The 16,139-nt window shown below is 64.9% G+C and carries 15 protein-coding genes and 1 tRNA gene; 12 read left to right on the top strand and 4 right to left on the bottom strand.

Going from position 1 to position 16,139, the window contains the following annotated elements; translation table 11 throughout:
- Positions 1–11: 11 nt before the first annotated feature.
- The 3 genes from mutY to mutM form a co-directional block, all read right to left on the bottom strand.
- Positions 12–1,082: an A/G-specific adenine glycosylase gene (gene mutY / locus AC07OC_RS20190; protein WP_218341519.1), complete on the bottom strand. Its 1,071-nt coding sequence runs from the start codon at positions 1,080–1,082 to the stop codon at positions 12–14.
- Positions 1,079–3,043, bottom strand: coding sequence for a dynamin family protein (locus tag AC07OC_RS20185; RefSeq protein ID WP_218293532.1), 1,965 nt, complete (start codon positions 3,041–3,043; stop codon positions 1,079–1,081). The genes mutY and AC07OC_RS20185 overlap by 4 nt, the downstream gene beginning before the upstream one ends.
- Before the next feature lie 107 nt (positions 3,044–3,150).
- Positions 3,151–3,966 (bottom strand): bifunctional DNA-formamidopyrimidine glycosylase/DNA-(apurinic or apyrimidinic site) lyase, encoded by an 816-nt coding sequence (mutM, locus tag AC07OC_RS20180; protein ID WP_218341520.1) that lies wholly within the window; start codon positions 3,964–3,966, stop codon positions 3,151–3,153.
- 29 nt (positions 3,967–3,995) lie between these two features.
- On the opposite strand from mutM, the gene AC07OC_RS20175 reads away from it, so the two are divergent.
- The 7 genes from AC07OC_RS20175 to pth all read left to right on the top strand — a co-directional run bounded on the left by AC07OC_RS20175 (position 3,996) and on the right by pth (position 9,955).
- Positions 3,996–5,774: a tetratricopeptide repeat protein gene (locus AC07OC_RS20175; RefSeq protein WP_218341521.1), complete on the top strand. Its 1,779-nt coding sequence runs from the start codon at positions 3,996–3,998 to the stop codon at positions 5,772–5,774.
- 32 nt (positions 5,775–5,806) lie between these two features.
- Positions 5,807–6,310, top strand: a complete 504-nt coding sequence (locus AC07OC_RS20170) for a lipoprotein insertase outer membrane protein LolB (RefSeq protein ID WP_218293529.1) — start codon at positions 5,807–5,809, stop codon at positions 6,308–6,310.
- 33 nt (positions 6,311–6,343) lie between these two features.
- Positions 6,344–7,201, top strand: a complete 858-nt coding sequence (gene ispE, locus AC07OC_RS20165; protein WP_218341522.1) for a 4-(cytidine 5'-diphospho)-2-C-methyl-D-erythritol kinase — start codon at positions 6,344–6,346, stop codon at positions 7,199–7,201.
- Between the two features lie 30 nt (positions 7,202–7,231).
- Positions 7,232–7,308, top strand: a tRNA-Gln gene (locus AC07OC_RS20160).
- A 47-nt stretch (positions 7,309–7,355) separates the two neighbouring features.
- Positions 7,356–8,330: a ribose-phosphate pyrophosphokinase gene (locus AC07OC_RS20155; protein WP_218293527.1), complete on the top strand. Its 975-nt coding sequence runs from the start codon at positions 7,356–7,358 to the stop codon at positions 8,328–8,330.
- A 162-nt stretch (positions 8,331–8,492) separates the two neighbouring features.
- Positions 8,493–9,128: a 50S ribosomal protein L25/general stress protein Ctc gene (locus AC07OC_RS20150; RefSeq protein ID WP_218293526.1), complete on the top strand. Its 636-nt coding sequence runs from the start codon at positions 8,493–8,495 to the stop codon at positions 9,126–9,128.
- Between the two features lie 218 nt (positions 9,129–9,346).
- Positions 9,347–9,955, top strand: a complete 609-nt coding sequence (gene pth / locus AC07OC_RS20145) for an aminoacyl-tRNA hydrolase (protein ID WP_218293525.1) — start codon at positions 9,347–9,349, stop codon at positions 9,953–9,955.
- Between the two features lie 106 nt (positions 9,956–10,061).
- Here pth and AC07OC_RS20140 read toward each other — a convergent pair whose 3' ends face one another.
- Positions 10,062–10,319: a YfhL family 4Fe-4S dicluster ferredoxin gene (locus tag AC07OC_RS20140; protein WP_218341523.1), complete on the bottom strand. Its 258-nt coding sequence runs from the start codon at positions 10,317–10,319 to the stop codon at positions 10,062–10,064.
- A gap of 209 nt (positions 10,320–10,528) precedes the next feature.
- Between AC07OC_RS20140 and AC07OC_RS20135 the strand changes: the two genes are divergently transcribed.
- The 5 genes from AC07OC_RS20135 (at position 10,529) to AC07OC_RS20115 (ending at position 15,909) form a co-directional block, all read left to right on the top strand.
- On the top strand, positions 10,529–11,491 hold the full coding sequence (locus AC07OC_RS20135; protein ID WP_218293523.1) for an ABC transporter permease: 963 nt from the start codon (positions 10,529–10,531) through the stop codon (positions 11,489–11,491).
- A 5-nt stretch (positions 11,492–11,496) separates the two neighbouring features.
- Entirely contained in the window at positions 11,497–12,375 is an 879-nt protein-coding gene (locus AC07OC_RS20130) for an ABC transporter permease (protein ID WP_218293522.1), read from the top strand.
- A 30-nt stretch (positions 12,376–12,405) separates the two neighbouring features.
- Positions 12,406–13,443, top strand: a complete 1,038-nt coding sequence (locus AC07OC_RS20125) for an ABC transporter ATP-binding protein (protein ID WP_218341524.1) — start codon at positions 12,406–12,408, stop codon at positions 13,441–13,443.
- Positions 13,440–14,315: an ATP-binding cassette domain-containing protein gene (locus tag AC07OC_RS20120; RefSeq protein ID WP_218293520.1), complete on the top strand. Its 876-nt coding sequence runs from the start codon at positions 13,440–13,442 to the stop codon at positions 14,313–14,315. The genes AC07OC_RS20125 and AC07OC_RS20120 overlap by 4 nt, the downstream gene beginning before the upstream one ends.
- 103 nt (positions 14,316–14,418) lie before the next feature.
- Entirely contained in the window at positions 14,419–15,909 is a 1,491-nt protein-coding gene (locus AC07OC_RS20115; protein ID WP_218341525.1) for an ABC transporter substrate-binding protein, read from the top strand.
- Positions 15,910–16,139 lie beyond the last annotated feature (230 nt).

The raw sequence follows: 16,139 nt of genomic DNA, 5'->3' as shown, positions 1-16,139 counted from the left end.
GCACACCCCCATCACCAAAGCTGCGCCTGCGTCGAATCAAGCAGCTTGCGGATAGGCGCCGGCAGGCCGATGGAGTGCCATTCGTCGGCACCAAACCACCCGCCGTCTTCCGTGGGACGCTCTGCAATGTCCCCCGCGACCAGAACGGGATGAAGATGCAGATCCCTGTGCGTCAGCACGTGAAGAAACGGCTGCAGCTCATTGCAGGAAATGCGGGACGCATCGCCCAAAGACGCGACACAGCCCATGAGAGAGGCACCGTCGGCAAATACCGGAACGCAGTGCATTCCCGCCCAGATGCCAGCCGCCGGACGACGCTGCAACCAAACCCGGCCCCCGGGATTTCGAAGCACGAGCAGTTGCCAGGATTCTGAACGGCGCACCAGCCTGCGCGTCTTGACGGGATAACGCTCCGCGTCGCCGGCCCTGGACGCTGCGCAGCCGCTTGCCAGGGGGCACTGCCCGCAGCGCGGCATTTTTGGAGTACAGACCAAGGCGCCCAGATCCATGAGCCCCTGCGTGTAGCGGGGCATGGCAGCATGCAGATTTTTCCTGGGGAGCAGTGCCTGCGCCTCCTCCCACAACAGACGTTCATTTCCTGCCGACGCCAGGTCCTTGTCGAACCCCAGCAGGCGCGTGAGCACCCTGCGGACATTGGCATCCAGAATGGGGACTCGCTCAGAAAAACAGAAGGCTGCGATCGCTCCCGCCGTGGACCGGCCAATCCCCGGCAAAGTCGCCAGCACCGCGGCAGTGTCGGGAAATACGCCCCCATGTTCGGCGACCACCTGCTGGGCGCAGCGATGCAGGTTGCGGGCACGGGTGTAGTAGCCCAGCCCGCTCCACAGCCCCATCACTTCGTCCTGCCCGGCCTGCGCCAGCGCCCTCACATCGGGGAAACGCGCAAGAAAGCGCGCGTAGTAGTCGAGAACCGTGGCAACCTGGGTTTGCTGCAGCATGATTTCCGACAGCCAGACCCTATACGGATCACGTGTTTGCTGCCAGGGCAGATGGTTGCGCCCGTGCGTCGACTGCCATGCGACCACGCGCTCCGCCACGCTCCCGTGCTCCGTGGCGCTCATGCCGAGACAGGATGGCTGCTGTCGGTGGTCGCGGATTCCAGTCCCGGCAGGGCAATGAGCTTCGCGGTCAGTTCCTGCAGCCTGTGCTCCAGCTGAACCAGCTCGTCCTCGCTCGACTCTATTTCCGCGATGCGCTCCACCAAGCCACTGGCCGCATGCTGTATGCGATCGACGGCTTCGATGCGGCGCGCAAAACTGCGGCGACGTTCACGCAATTGGGCATCCAGCTGGGCGGTGGCGGATTTGCTCCACAGTTCCAGATCGTTCGCTGCGGACTCGTACACGGTGCGCAGCCGCATGGCCAAGGCCCGCACCAGGCGTTCCGCGAACTCGGGCTGTGCCAGCTTCAGCGCATTGCCCATGCCGAGGTACTGCAGATGGCTTTGTTCGATCTGGTTCAGATCGTGCGTGAAATGCTCCAGCTGAGGGGCTGAAGGCACCTGAAGGGAGAACCCGAACTCGGCATTGAGTTGCCTGAACGTTCCACCCAGCATGGCCTGGATCTCGGTGCCCGATGCCTGCGCCTTGTCCAGCGTGCCGCGCAGTTTGTCGAAGGTCTGGACATAAATTTTCTTGACCCCCAGCTTGAGCCCCTTCTGTTGCAGCGTCTGCGCCAGTTCAGAGAGTTCCGCCTTGAGCGCCTTGGCGCCCAGTTGCTGGAACACGTCACGGAGAAGCTTGAGGTGAACAGCGCGCACCGCCTGTATCTTGGTCGTGCTCAGGTCGAATTCGCGCTGCTCCTGCTCGACGCGGTGGCGCATCGATTCGATCACCGATGCGTTCTTGCCACGGAGGCTGCGCAACTCGGCCATCTGGTCGTCGAGATCGCGGCGCCGGATATTGATGACGCGGGAGGTTTCAGTGCGCAGGCTGGCGACGCCATTGGCCACCGCCGCCCGCAGAATCGACTGACGCCGGCCCATGATGCCCTTGGCCAGAGCCTCTTCCAACACTGGCAGTCCGCTGGTTTCCAGCAGCAGATCGTCGGCGGTGATCTTGGCGACCAGGCCTTTCTGCGCGGACACCGGGACCACCCTCTCCAGGGGAACCCCCAGCATTTCCGCGGAAGTGCTGCACTGGCGCTCCATCTGCGCCTGCACCTGTTCGGCCGAGTTGAGCGTGTCCCACAGCGTATCGATCTTGTTCAACACCACCAGCCGAGCATCCATGCTGTCCGCTGAAATGGCCAGATGCTCGCGCCAGATGGACAGGTCGGAACGGGTCACGCCGGTGTCGGCACTCAGGATGAAAACGACCGCATGTGCCTGCGGGATGAGATTGACCGTGAGTTCGGGCTCCGCGCCCACGGCGTTCAGCCCTGGGGTATCGAGGATCACCAGCCCCTGCTTGAGCAAGGGGTGCGGAATATTGATGATGGCGTGGCGCCACATGGGCACTTCCACGAGCCCCTGGGCGTCGGGCACGGGGTTCTCATCGGTCAGGTCATCGTGCCAGAAACCCAGTGCGCGCGCGTTGTCCAGGCTGACCTTGCGCACTTCGGCGACTTTCTCGAGCGCCTTGGCAATCTGGTCTGCGTTGCCGACGTCCAGAGGAATCTCCTGCCAGCGATCCGTTTTGACCCTCCACTCGGCCAGGCTCTGCATCTGCAGGCGGGTTTCAATCGGCAGCAACCGAAGGCTGGGCGCCACGCTGGCGTCGTAGCCGAGTTCCGTGGGGCACATGGTGGTGCGCCCCGCACTCGCAGGCATGATGCGGCGTCCATAGTCGGCAAAGAAGATCGCGTTGATCAACTCGGATTTGCCGCGCGAGAACTCGGCAACGAACGCCACCATGACCTTGTCGCTGCGAACCTGCTCCTCCAGACGGTGCAGCCGTTCCTGCACGGCAGCGTCCATGAGCTCGTGCGAAGACATCCACTCGGCCAGCCGCTTGAGTTGCTGGGCGAACTCACGCCGCCAGACGCCGTGCTGGTCGAACTGCTCGTTGAATGAAGGTCCCACTGTGCTCCCAGAGATCTATGTATGGCCTACAAGGCAGGCATATACACAAAATATAGCATCGACGGCCCACGGGCTGTCATTTGGGCCAGGCCGCGCCCCCGCTCGCCTCAGGGCCGCTGGCATGCCGGGCAAAAATAGCTGCTCCGCTGTCCTTGGCGCAGAACGCGTATCGGAGTGGCGCACACGTGGCACGGCGCTCCATCGCGCCCATAGACATTTGCCTGGGTCTGAAAGTGCCCTGCGGTGCCATCCGCATTGGAAAAGTCGCGCAATGTACTGCCCCCCAGCTCCACCGCCCGCGCAAGCACCACGCGAATGGCTTCATGCAGTTTCCGCACCCGTGCGGGCCCAATGCGCGAAGCACTCGTGGTCGGCCGGATGCCGGCCAGGAAAAGCACTTCCGAGGCATAGATGTTGCCGACCCCCACCACAAGCCGGCCGGCCAGGAGCAACTGCTTGATGGGCATCTGGCTCTTTTTCAGCCCCGACTGGAAGGCCACGAGAGAAAACGCATCCGACAGCGGCTCCATGCCCAATCCCCCGAGCAACTTGGCAGCGACCGGGTCCTCCTCCCCCGTGGCGTAAACCACCGCACCGAACCGGCGGGGGTCATGCAGCCGCAGCGTTCCCTGGCTGGTCACCATGTCGAAGTGATCATGGACGCCCGCCGCAGGCAACCCTCGGGTGAACCGAAGGCTTCCGGACATCCCGAGGTGCAGGAGCAGGACCCCGCTGCTGGTATCGGCCAGCAGGTACTTGCCGCGACGGCGCAGGTCCACCACGTGCTGGCCTATCAGGGTCTGAGGGGGGCAACCCAGGGGCCAGCGCAGGGGTTTTCCCAGTGTGACGGCCTCGATGCGGGCGCCAGTGATGGCATCGGCCAAACTGCGGCGCGTCACTTCCACCTCGGGCAACTCAGGCATACGAAGACCCCGGCAATGGGTTAACAGGCATGGATTATTATGACCCGATGGTGCCATTTCACAGTTTTCGGATCGCCGCATTGACTACCGTTATCGCGGTAGCTGCCCACTCAGCATGGGCGCAACAGCCGGGGGGCGACGCCCCTCCCGCCACCGGCGAAGCCCCCGTGGCATCCAATCCGGCACTGGATGCGGAATTGTTTTACGAGATTTTTCTGGGCGAGATCAGTGCGCGGACCGGTGACCCGGGTGCCGGCTACGCGTTCATGCTTGAGGCGGCACGCCGCAGCGCGGATGGACAGCTTTACCAGAGGGCAGCGGACATCGCACTGCAGTCGCGCTCGGGCGAGTACGCGCTGGCAGCCGCCAAGGCGTGGAAGGAAGCACTGCCGCAGTCACGGGAAGCCAACCGCTATGTACTCCAGATTCTGGTTGCGCTGAACCGGATTGGCGAAACCCCCGATCTGCTGCGCCAGGAGCTTGCCCAGTCCCCGCCCCGCGCCAAGGCGTCCACGCTTTCCGCACTGCCCCAGATGTACGGACGCGCGAGTGACAAGGCACTGGCGGCCAAGGTGGTGGAAGCGGCCCTTGTCGACGAACTCGCGCACCCCGCCACCGGACCGGTGGCCTGGGTGTCCCTGGGGCGCCTGCGCATGGCGGCTGGCGACAAGCCGGGAGCGCTGGACGCTGCGCGCAGGGCACAGGCCCTGGACAACGCCAACGAGGCTGCCGCCGTGCTGGCGCTCGAGCTGATGGAAGAGAACACCCCCGAGGCCGAACCCTTGGTGACACAGGCACTCGCCAAGCAGCCGGTCCCCGAGCTCAGGATGGCGTATGCCCGGGTGCTTCTGGGCTTGCAGCGCTATCCGGACGCCAGCCATCAGCTGGAATTTGTCACCAGGGACAAGCCCGAACTGGTGGAAGCATGGCTGGTGCTCGCCACCTTGCAATTCCAGGACAACCGCCTGCCCGCGTCGGAGAGTTCGCTGCAGCGCTTCATGGAACTTGTGTCGGCCTCTCCGGATGCGGACGTACGCCAGAAGGGGCTGACGCAAGCCTACTTGCTGTACGCGCAAATCGCAGAGAAGAAGCAGGATTTCGCGGCCGCCGAGGCATGGCTGGGACGCATCGACAACGTCGATGAAGTCTTCAGCGCGCAAAGCCGCCGCGCATCCCTGCTGGCGCGCCAGGGCAAGGTGGCCCAGGCGCGCGCGCTGCTGCGCAACCTGCCCGGTACGTCGGCCGAAGACAAGCGGATGAAGCTGCTGGCCGAAGTGCAATTGCTGCGCGACCTGCGACTGTACCGGGAGGCCTACGCGGTCCAGAGCGATCTCGTGGCGCTGGCGCCCGATGACGCGGAGCTGGTCTACGACCAGGCCATGCTGGCGGAGAAAGCGGGCCAACCCGAGACGATGGAACGGCTGCTGAGACAGGTCATCGCGCAAAAGCCCCAATACCATCATGCGTACAACGCGCTCGGCTACTCCCTGGCGGAGCGAGGCTTGCGCCTGGACGAAGCCAAGCAGCTGATTCTCAAGGCCATGGAGTTCGCTCCGTCGGACCCCTTCATCACGGACAGCCTGGGCTGGGTGGAATTCCGGATGGGGAACAAGGCGGAAGCGCGGCGGCACCTGGAAACCGCGTACAAGGCGCGTCCGGACGTGGAAATCGCCGCGCACCTTGGCGAGGTGCTCTGGAGTCTGGGAGACAGGGAAGCGGCCGTCAGGGTCTGGAAGGAAGGCCAGCGCGCGAGCCCCGACAACGAGACCCTCAAGGAAACACTGGCGCGCCTCGGAGTCAGCCTTTGATGCGGGGCTGGCAAACGACACCGCTGCACCCCATGGTCGGCCTTGCAGGTCTGCGGCGTTTCGCCGTGTTGCTCGCATGGCTTGCCTGCGCGTTGTGGCTGGCCGGTTGTGCGCAGCCGATGCAAAAAACCGCTCCTGAAGAAGACGCATGGAGCGGTCGCCTGGCCCTGCAAGTCGATGGGCAGGCATCGCAGTCGTTTTCCGCCATGTTCGAGCTGCGCGGCAATGCCCAGAGCGGGGGGCTTGCATTGATAAGCCCCCTGGGCAGCCGCATCGCGCAGCTGGACTGGAAGGATGGGCACGCGCAGCTCGTCAGCGCGCAGGAGACCCGCACCTCCGATTCGCTGGATGCACTGCTGCAGGATGTGACCGGCACGCGCATCCCCGTCGCGGCCCTGTTTGGCTGGCTCAAGGGCGTGCAAGCCACGGTGCCAGGCTGGAGAGCGGACCTCTCCGCCCTGGAGCAGGGGCGGCTGGTCGCGCACCGGGACGACCCCGTGCCGCAGGCCACCTTGCGCATCGCCCTGACCCGCTAGCCCGCATCCCCTCCTCGCGCACCGTTTGTTGCCATGCAAGCCCTTTATGACGTGCCTGCCCCGGCCAAGCTCAACCTTTTTCTGCACATCACAGGCCGACGCCCGGACGGCTACCACCTGCTGCAGTCGGTCTTCATGCTGGTCGACTGGTGCGACACGCTCCATTTCGAGCGCTGCGCGTCAGGCGAGATCACGCGTGAAGACATCGGTCCCGGATTGCCGGAGATAGACCTCACCATCAAGGCGGCGCGTGCCCTGCAGCAGGCCACGGGCTGCCGCCAGGGCGCGCGCATCGGCGTCTTGAAGAGCGTGCCTTCGCAAGCGGGCATGGGCGGCGGCTCGTCGGATGCCGCAACCACCTTGCTGGCCCTCAATCGGGTGTGGGGCCTGGACCTGCCGCGCACGGCACTCGAAAAGATCGGATTGACGCTGGGTGCCGACATTCCATTTTTTTTACGCGGCCACAACGCCTGGGTCGAAGGAATTGGTGAGACAATCACGCCGCTTGAGAAAGCACACCAACTGCCGCCAGCGCGCTTTGCCATCGTGAAGCCCGCAGCAGGCTTGGAGACAAAATCAATTTTTTCGTCACCAAGTTTGAAACGCGATTCAGATAGTGCTACAATCTTAGGCTTTGCTGCAGCACACTTTGACTTCGGTCGAAACGACTTGCAGCCCGTTGCCCAGGCGCTCTGTCCCGAAGTCACCGAAGCCATTGAATGGCTCAGGTCGCGAGGGTTGCAAGGCCGGATGACAGGCTCAGGCAGTGCGGTGTTTGCACAAATGTCACACGCAGTTGATTTGGACCGCGCCCCCGAGGGCTGGCAGATCAAGGCATGTGAAAATCTGATGATCCATCCTCTGGCAGGCTGGGCATCAGACGAGAATTAAGGTTCGCTGCCTTCGGCAGTTGACCTGTGTAGGGGAGTCGCCAAGCTGGTTAAGGCACCGGATTTTGATTCCGGCATGCGAAGGTTCGAATCCTTCTTCCCCTGCCAAATTTCTTTTCGCGTACGGGCTTTTTTTTCAGACTGCTGGGACGCTCATGCAAGCCAACCACCCCGACTTCATGGTTTTCACCGGCAATGCCAATCCTGGCATGGCAGCTGAAATCGCCCAACACCTCGGCACCACCCTCGGTGCAGCCGACGTGGGTCGCTTCTCCGACGGCGAAGTCACCGTAGAAATCAAACAGAACGTGCGTGCACGGGATGTTTTCGTGGTGCAGTCCACCTGCGCACCGACCAACGAAAACCTGATGGAACTGCTGATCATGGTCGATGCGCTCAAGCGCGCGTCGGCAGAGCGGATCAGCGCCGTGATCCCCTACTTCGGCTATGCCCGCCAGGATCGCCGCCCGCGTTCCACGCGCGTGCCGATCACCGCCAAGGTGGTGGCCAACATGCTGCAGGCCGTGGGCGTTGCCCGGGTTCTGACCATGGACCTGCATGCCGACCAGATCCAGGGTTTCTTCGATATCCCCGTGGACAACATCTACGCGTCGCCCGTGCTGCTGGGTGACCTGCGCCAGAAGAACTACGAAGACCTGATCGTGGTTTCGCCCGACGTGGGTGGCGTCGTGCGGGCGCGTGCGCTCGCCAAGCAGCTCAACTGCGACCTGGCCATCATCGACAAGCGCCGCCCCAAGGCCAACGTGTCGGAAGTCATGCACGTGATCGGCGAGATCGAAGGCCGCAACTGCGTGATCATGGACGACATGATCGATACCGCCGGCACGCTGGTGAAGGCGGCCGAAGTGCTCAAGGAGCGTGGCGCCAAGAAGGTGTACGCCTACTGCACGCACCCCATTTTTTCGGGTCCTGCCATCGAACGCATCGCCAAGGGTTCCGCCCTCGACGAAGTGGTGGTGACCAACACCATCCCCTTGAGCGACAACGCCCGGGGATGCACCAAGATTCGCCAGCTCTCCGTGGCACCGCTGATCGCAGAGACGATACAGCGCATTGCCAAGGGTGAGTCGGTGATGAGTCTGTTCTCGGACCAGGACAACCTGTTCTGACGCGCTTCCCACGGGAGCGTTGCGGACCGGATTGCGTGCAGGCCTCCTTCGGGAGGCTTGCCTGTTCGAGGGCATTGCATGGGCCTGCCGCCAGGAATGGCACCGCAGGCTTTTTTCAACAGGGCAAGACTGGTCGCGGTCTGTCCTTTTCAGGAGCTAGTTATGAACTTCGTCGCTTTTGAGCGCGCCAAGCAAGGTACGGGTGCGAGCCGCCGTCTGCGCAATTCGGGCAAGACGCCTGGCATCGTCTACGGTGGCACCACCGAACCCCAACTCATCGAGGTGGACCACAACGCACTGTGGCACGCCCTCAAGAAGGAAGCTTTCCACTCCAGCGTGCTGGACATGGAAGTGGCCGGCACGACCTCCAAGGTCCTGCTGCGCGACGTGCAATACCACCCCTACAAGCAGCTCGTCCTGCACATCGACTTCCAGCGCGTGGACGAAAAGACCAAGCTGCACATGAAGGTGCCACTGCACTACAGCGGCGCTGAAGAGTCCAACGCCGTCAAGGTCGACAAGTGCATGGTCAACCCGATCGTGAACGAACTGGACGTGACCTGCATGCCTTCGGACCTGCCAGAGTTCATCGCTGTGGACCTGTCCAAGCTGGAAAAGGGCGCATCCCTGCACCTGAAGGACATCAAGCTGCCCAAGGGCGTGGTGGCCAAGGTCCGTGGTGGCCAGAACAACAACCCCGTTCTGGTGTCCGTGGTGCCTCCGGTCGTGGTCGTCGAGACCCCTGCCGAAGCAGCCCCCGCGGCCGACGCCAAGGGCAAGGGCAAGGGCAAGAAGTAATCAGCCGTCCTTCACGGACGACCCTTTGCTTCTTCCCCAAGGCCAGCGCGCTCCGGCGACGCTGGCCACCGAAACGGCCCACCCTGCGTGGGCCGTTTTCATTGGAAGACGCGGCCTGGCGGGCCCCGTCCCGCTGCCGGGCAAACCCCTCTTCCCCGGCGGAGCCGCTCCGCACCCCTTGCAGTTCGCACCACCGCCGCACACGGATAATCCTGCCCATGATCAAGCTGTTTGTAGGCCTTGGAAACCCCGGGCCAGACTACGAGGCCACCCGCCACAACGCCGGTTTCTGGTGGATCGATGCCCTGGCGCGGGAGCTCAAGGCCACGCTGGTGCCCGAGCGCAGCTACCACGGGCTGGTCGCGCGCACCACGGTGCATGGACAGAGCGTGTGGCTGCTGGAGCCGCAGACCTTCATGAACCTCTCGGGCAAGTCCGTCGCTTCGCTGGCGCGCTTCTTCAAGATCCAGCCCGAAGAAATCCTGGTGGTGCATGACGAACTGGACATTCCGCCCGGCCAGGTCAAGCTCAAGCGCGGCGGAAGCCATGCCGGGCACAACGGGCTGCGCGACATCCACGGCCAGCTGGGCTCGCCCGACTACTGGCGCCTGCGCGTGGGCATCGGCCATCCGGGCGTGAAAAGTGAAGTCGCCAACTGGGTGCTCAAGAAACCCTCGCCCGACCAGCGCACGCTGATCGAGGACAGCATCGCCCATTCCCTGAAGGCCTACCCGGCCATGCTGGCGGGGGAGATGGACAAGGCCACCTTGCTCATCCACACCACCAAGCCGCCACGCCCCAAGCCACCCCGTCCCGCGGAAGACTGACCCCCTGGCGGCGTGGCCCTGCCCACAGGGCATGGCAGTCATTGCTATTTATTTCATAGCATCCTGCGCTTGATACACAAGCGCTTACCGCCTCCAAGGCTTGAAATCAGGCCGACGGCGCAGCCTGCAGCCGCTGGAATTTCTGCCACAGGGTTTCCCGGTTCTCCACGTGCTGCGGGTTCACGGGGATGCACGCGACGGGGCAGACCTGCACACACTGGGGCTCATCGAAGTGCCCCACGCATTCAGTGCATTTGCTCGGGTCGATCTCGTAGATCTCCTGCCCCAGGTAGATCGCCTGGTTGGGGCATTCGGGCTCGCAGACATCGCAGTTGATGCACTCGTCGGTGATCATCAGCGCCATGCGGCCTCCCTGGGCATGGAGCCGGAAGCAGGGGCCAGAAGGTACGCAGCGCAGTTCATGCTCCGTATTATCCCGCGATGGTGGCATGTGCCTTGCATGCGACACTGCAACCCACCACCGCCGACGGGGATGTTTTTACCGTTATGCTGTGTATACACATTAATTTGACGCACTCGCGCCTTCCTCCTTTTTCCTGACGCCACCCTCCCATGGGCCTGTTTTTCCTCAAGCGATTCATCACCCTCCTGGCCACGCTGATCGGTGCTTCGGTCGTGGTGTTCTTGGTGCTAGAGATCCTGCCGGGCAACGCCGCCCAGATCCTGATGGGCCCCGACGCCTCTCCCGATGCCGTGGCCGCGCTGGCGGCCAAGCTGGGGCTGGATCAGCCCGCCGGCCTGCGCTACTGGAACTGGGTCAGCGGCCTGGTGGTGGGCAACATGGGCGACAGCTATGCCTACAGCTCCCCGGTTCTTGATCTGGTGCTGGAGCGCCTGGCCCTGACCGTGCCGCTGGCCCTCATGGCCATGGTCATCACCACGGTGCTGGCGCTCGCGGCGGGTGTCTACGCCGCCGCGCGCCATAACAAGCTCGGCGATGTGGGCGTGATGGGGCTGGCGCAGATCGGCATCGCCATTCCCAACTTCTGGTTCGCCATCCTGCTGATCCTGCTGTTCTCCGTGAAGCTGCAATGGTTTTCCGCCGGCGGCTTCCCCGGCTGGACGGAGGACGCCGGCGGCGGCCCGCTGGAAGCTCTCAAGGCGCTGCTGCTGCCCGCCATCGCGCTGGCCGTGGTGCAGGCGGCCATCCTCGCGCGCATCACGCGCTCGGCCGTGCTGGAGGTGCTGCGCGAGGACTTCGTGCGCACCGCGCGCGCCAAGGGCCTGTCGCAGCGCGCCGCGCTCTGGGGCCACGTGCTGCGCAACGCCATGATCCCCGTGGTCACCGTCATGGGCCTGCAGTTCGCCAACCTGCTGGCCGGCACCATCGTGGTGGAGAACGTGTTCTACCTGCCAGGCCTGGGGCGCCTGATCTTCCAGTCGATTTCCAACCGCGACCTGATCGTGGTGCGCAACTGCGTGATGCTGCTCGCGGCCATGGTGGTGATCGTGAACTTCGTGGTGGACATCCTCTACGCCGTGATCGACCCCCGCGTGAAGGCTTCCGACATCTGATTCCCATGAGCGCCGCCGTGTCCACCCCCTCCTCTTCCACGCCCTCCGCCCCCGGCTGGCTGCACCGCGCCCTGCGCCACCGCAGTTTTGTCATTGGTGCTGTGTTGTCAGCGCTGCTGATCCTTGCTGCGCTGCTCTCCTTCGTCTGGACGCCCTGGTCGCCCTACGAGATGGACTTGGCCAACAAGCTGGCGAGTCCATCCGGCACCCACTGGCTGGGCACCGATGCCTTCGGGCGCGATGTCGCGTCGCTGCTGCTGGTGGGCGCGCGCAACTCCATCCTGGTGGGCGTGATCGCCGTGGGCATCGGGCTGACCATCGGCACGGCCCTGGGCCTGCTGGCCGCCGCCAAGCGCGGCTGGGTGGAAGAACTGATCATGCGGCTGGCGGACTTCACGTTCGCGTTCCCCGCCATCCTCTCGGCCATCATGATGACGGCGGTGTTCGGGGCGGGCATCGTCAATTCCATCATCGCCATCGGCATCTTCAACATCCCCACCTTCGCGCGCGTCACGCGCGCCTCGGCCAACGCCGTGTGGTCGCGCGAATACATCATGGCCTCGCGCGCCTGCGGCAAGGGCGGCTGGCGCATCACCCTCGAGCATGTGCTGCCCAACATCCTGTCGGTGCTCATCGTGCAGGCCACCATCCAGTTCGCCATCGCCATCCTGGCGGAAGCCGCCCTCTCCTACCTGGGCCTGGGCACGCAGCCACCCCAGCCTTCGTGGGGCCGCATGCTCAGCGAGGCACAGACCCTGATGTTCCAGGCGCCGCTGCTGGCCGTGTGGCCCGGCGTTGCCATCGCGCTGGCCGTGCTGGGCCTGAACCTGCTGGGCGACGGCCTGCGCGACCTGCTGGACCCCCGCCTTTCACGCAAGCGCTGATCCCGCCAAGCAGACCACCAGAATCCCACGATGTCTCTGTTAGAAGTCTCCAACCTCCGCATCCGCCTGCAGACCCACCGAGGCCCCGCCGACGCCGTGCGCGGCGTGAGCTTTTCGCTGGCGCGCGGAGAAACCCTGGGCCTGATCGGCGAGTCGGGCTGCGGCAAGTCCATCACCGCCATGTCGCTCATGGGCCTGCTGCCCGACAGCGCGCAGGTCACGGGCAGCATCCGCTTTGATGGCCAGGAGCTGGTGGGCCGCACCGATGCGCAGATGTGCAAGATGCGCGGCAACCGCATCGGCATGGTGTTCCAGGAGCCCATGACAGCCCTGAACCCCGTGCACACGATTGGCCGCCAGGTGGCCGAGCCCTTGCGTCTGCACCGTGGCATGAGCGCTTCGGCCGCGCGCGCGGAGGCCCTGGCGCTGCTCGACCGCGTGGGCATCCCCCACGCCGCGCAGCGCTTCGATGCCTACCCCCACCAGTTCTCGGGCGGCCAGCGCCAGCGCATCACCATTGCGATGGCCTTGGCCTGCGGGCCCGACCTGCTGATTGCCGACGAGCCCACCACCGCGCTGGACGTGACCATCCAGCAGCAGATCCTGGACCTCATCAGCGACCTCGTGGCCGAGCGCAACATGGCGCTGATCCTCATCTCGCACGACCTCGGCGTGATCTCGCAGAACGTGGACCGCATGATGGTGATGTATGGCGGCAGCGTGGTCGAGAGCGGCTCCACCGCTTCGGTCTTCTCCGCCATGGCCCACCCCTACACACGCGGACTGTTCGCGGCACGGCCCCATCTGGGCGCCGTGCATGCACCTGGCCAGCGCCCGCGCCTGTCCACCATCCCCGGCACCGTGCCGGAACTCGTGGACCTGCCGGCCGGCTGCCCTTTCGCCGGGCGCTGCAGCTACACCGTGGATGCCTGCCACCACGATCGGCCCGAAGCCACGCTGGTGGCCACCGATGCCGATGGCGACCACGAGGTGCGCTGCCTGCGCCGCGAGGCCATCGCCGAGGCCCAGAGTGCCCAGGCGGTGAACATTGTCGAGGTGACCGCATGACCCCCCTGGCGTCCCTTTCCAACGCCCCCCTGCTGCAGGTGAAAGACCTGGTGCGTGAATACACGCTGCCGCGGGAACATCTGTTCCAGCCCCCGGGCAAGGTGCATGCACTCAACGGCGTGAGCTTTTCGGTGGCGGCAGGCCGCAGCCTGGGCATCGTCGGCGAATCGGGCTCGGGCAAATCCACCCTGGCCCGCCTGGTGATGGCGCTGGACACGCCGACCTCCGGCACCGTCGAGCTGCAGGGCCGCAACCTGCACCAGTTGCCCGCAGAGCAGCTGCGCCACGCGCGGCGCGACTTCCAGATGGTCTTCCAGGACCCCTACGGCTCGCTCGATCCGCGCCAGACGGTGGAGCGCATCGTGACCGAGCCCCTGCAGGCCCAGGGTGAAACCAGCCGCGCCGCCCAGCGCGAGCAGGCCGGCCAGGTGCTGGCCCAGGTGGGCCTGCGCACCAACGACCTCTCCAAGTACCCGCACGAATTCTCGGGCGGGCAGCGCCAGCGCATCGCCATCGCGCGCGCGCTCATCACGCGCCCGCGCCTCATCGTCGCCGACGAGCCCGTGAGCGCGCTCGACGTGTCCGTGCAGGCCCAGGTGCTGAACCTCATGCAGGACCTGCAGCAGGAGTTCGGCATCACGTACATGCTCATCAGCCACGACCTGGCGGTGGTCAACCATCTGTGCGATGAAGTCGTGGTGCTGTACCAGGGCCGCATCGTCGAACGCGGCTCGCCGGCTGAACTGTTCCGCAACGCGCAGCACCCCTACACCCAGTCGCTGGTGGGCGCCGTGCCGCAGGTGCAGCCCGGCCGGGCGCGCGCACGCCGCGCCGCGGCGGCCGCTGCCACGGCCACCGCAAAAACCGCATAACCAAATGCGCACGCGATGGTGTAAAAAGCTTTTGTGCTCCCCGGTAACAAATTGAAATGACACCGGGGCTTTCGTCTGGTTTTTTTGTCTGGAGAGTCCGAACATGCTGAACCGCCGTACCGTCCTAGCCACTGGCGCCATCGCCGCCGTGCCCCTGTCCACCTCGCTCGGCGCCCTGGCGCAGGGCCGCAAAGACGCCGTGGTGCTGGCCATGACGCTCGAACCCCCGGGCCTGGACCCCACGGCCGGCGCCGCATCGGCCATCGCCGAGATCGTGCAGTACAACATCTTCGAGACGCTCACCAAGATCAACGCCGACGGCAGCGTGTCGCCGCTGCTGGCCGAGAGCTGGGAGGTCTCGCCCGACCTCAAGACCTACACCTTCAAGCTGCGCCGGGGCGTGAAGTTCCAGAACGGCGAGCCCTTCAACGCGGCCGTGGTGAAGTTCTCGTACGACCGCGCCGGCGGCGAAAAGAGCACCAACAAGGACAAGCGCACCTTCGCCAACCTCACCACGCAGGTGGTGGACGACTATACCGTCGTGCTGCTCAACAAGGACATCGACCCCGACCTGCTGTTCGTGCTGGGCCAGGCCACCTCCATCATCGTGGAGCCCAAGAGCGCCGACACCAACGCGAACAAGCCCGTGGGCACCGGCCCCTACCAGCTGCAGGCCTGGAACAAGGGTTCCTCCGTGGTGCTGACGGCCTGGGAGGGCTTTCGCGATGCCAAGGCGCTCAAGATCAAGCGCGCCACGTTCCGCTTCATCTCCGACCCCGCCGCCCAGGTGGCCGCCCTGCTGGCCGGCGACGTGGATGCGTTCCCCCGCGTCACGCCCCGCAGCGTGCCGCAGTTCAAGGGCAACCCCAAGTTCCAGGTGGTGGTGAGCGGCTCGCGCGCCAAGACCATCCTGGCGATCAACAACGGCAAGAAGCCGCTGGACGACGTGCGCGTGCGCCGCGCCATCGCCGCCGCCGTGGACCGCAAGGCCGTGATCGAAGGTGCGGGCGACGGCTATGGCGCGCCCATCGGCAGCCACTACGTGCCCGGCGCGTTCGGCTACGTGGACACCACGGGCGTGAACCCCTACGACCCCGAGAAGGCCAAGAAGCTGCTGGCCGAGGCCGGCATCAAGACACCGCTGGAGCTGACCCTGACGCTGCCGCCCACGCCCTACGCCCGCCAGGGCGGCGAGGTGGTCGCCGCCCAGCTGGCCAAGGTCGGCATCATCGCCAAGATCCAGAACGTGGAATGGGCGCAGTGGCTGTCCGGCACCTACGGCAGCAAGAACTACGACCTGACCATCATCTCGCACGTGGAACCGTTCGACCTGGGCAACTTCGCCAAGCCCGACTACTACTGGGCCTACAACTCGCCCAAGTTCAACGAGCTGTTCAACCAGATCAAGAACGCCCCGCGCCCCGCTGACCGCGCACGCCTGCTGGGCGACGCGCAGCGCCTGCTGGCCAACGATGCGGTGCACGCGTTCCTGTACTCCAACCAGTGGATCACGGTGGCCAACAAGAACCTCAAGGGCCTGTGGAAAGACATGCCCGTGTTCGTGAACGACATCTCCACGCTGTCCTGGAGTTGATGAGACACCCCCCTGAGGCCCTGCGGGCCTTCCCCCCGCTCTCACATCGCTGCGCGATGTGGGCAGGGGGACGCAGCCCTCGCTGCGGGGCGGCCCTTGCTCGGCTGCCCGCGCCTGGGCCGTGCCCTTTTCAGAGGCTGTGGGTGGCGCGCCGAGCAATGAATAGCTGAAACGCTCGGGAGCAGATAGCTCCTGAAACAATAGCTGCTAGCGCTTTATCCATAAGCGTT

It is taken from the genome of Acidovorax sp. GW821-FHT10E04 (genome assembly GCF_059415185.1).
The sequence above is the reverse complement of the archived record's forward strand: the minus strand, read 5'-3'. Positions and strand labels throughout refer to the sequence as shown.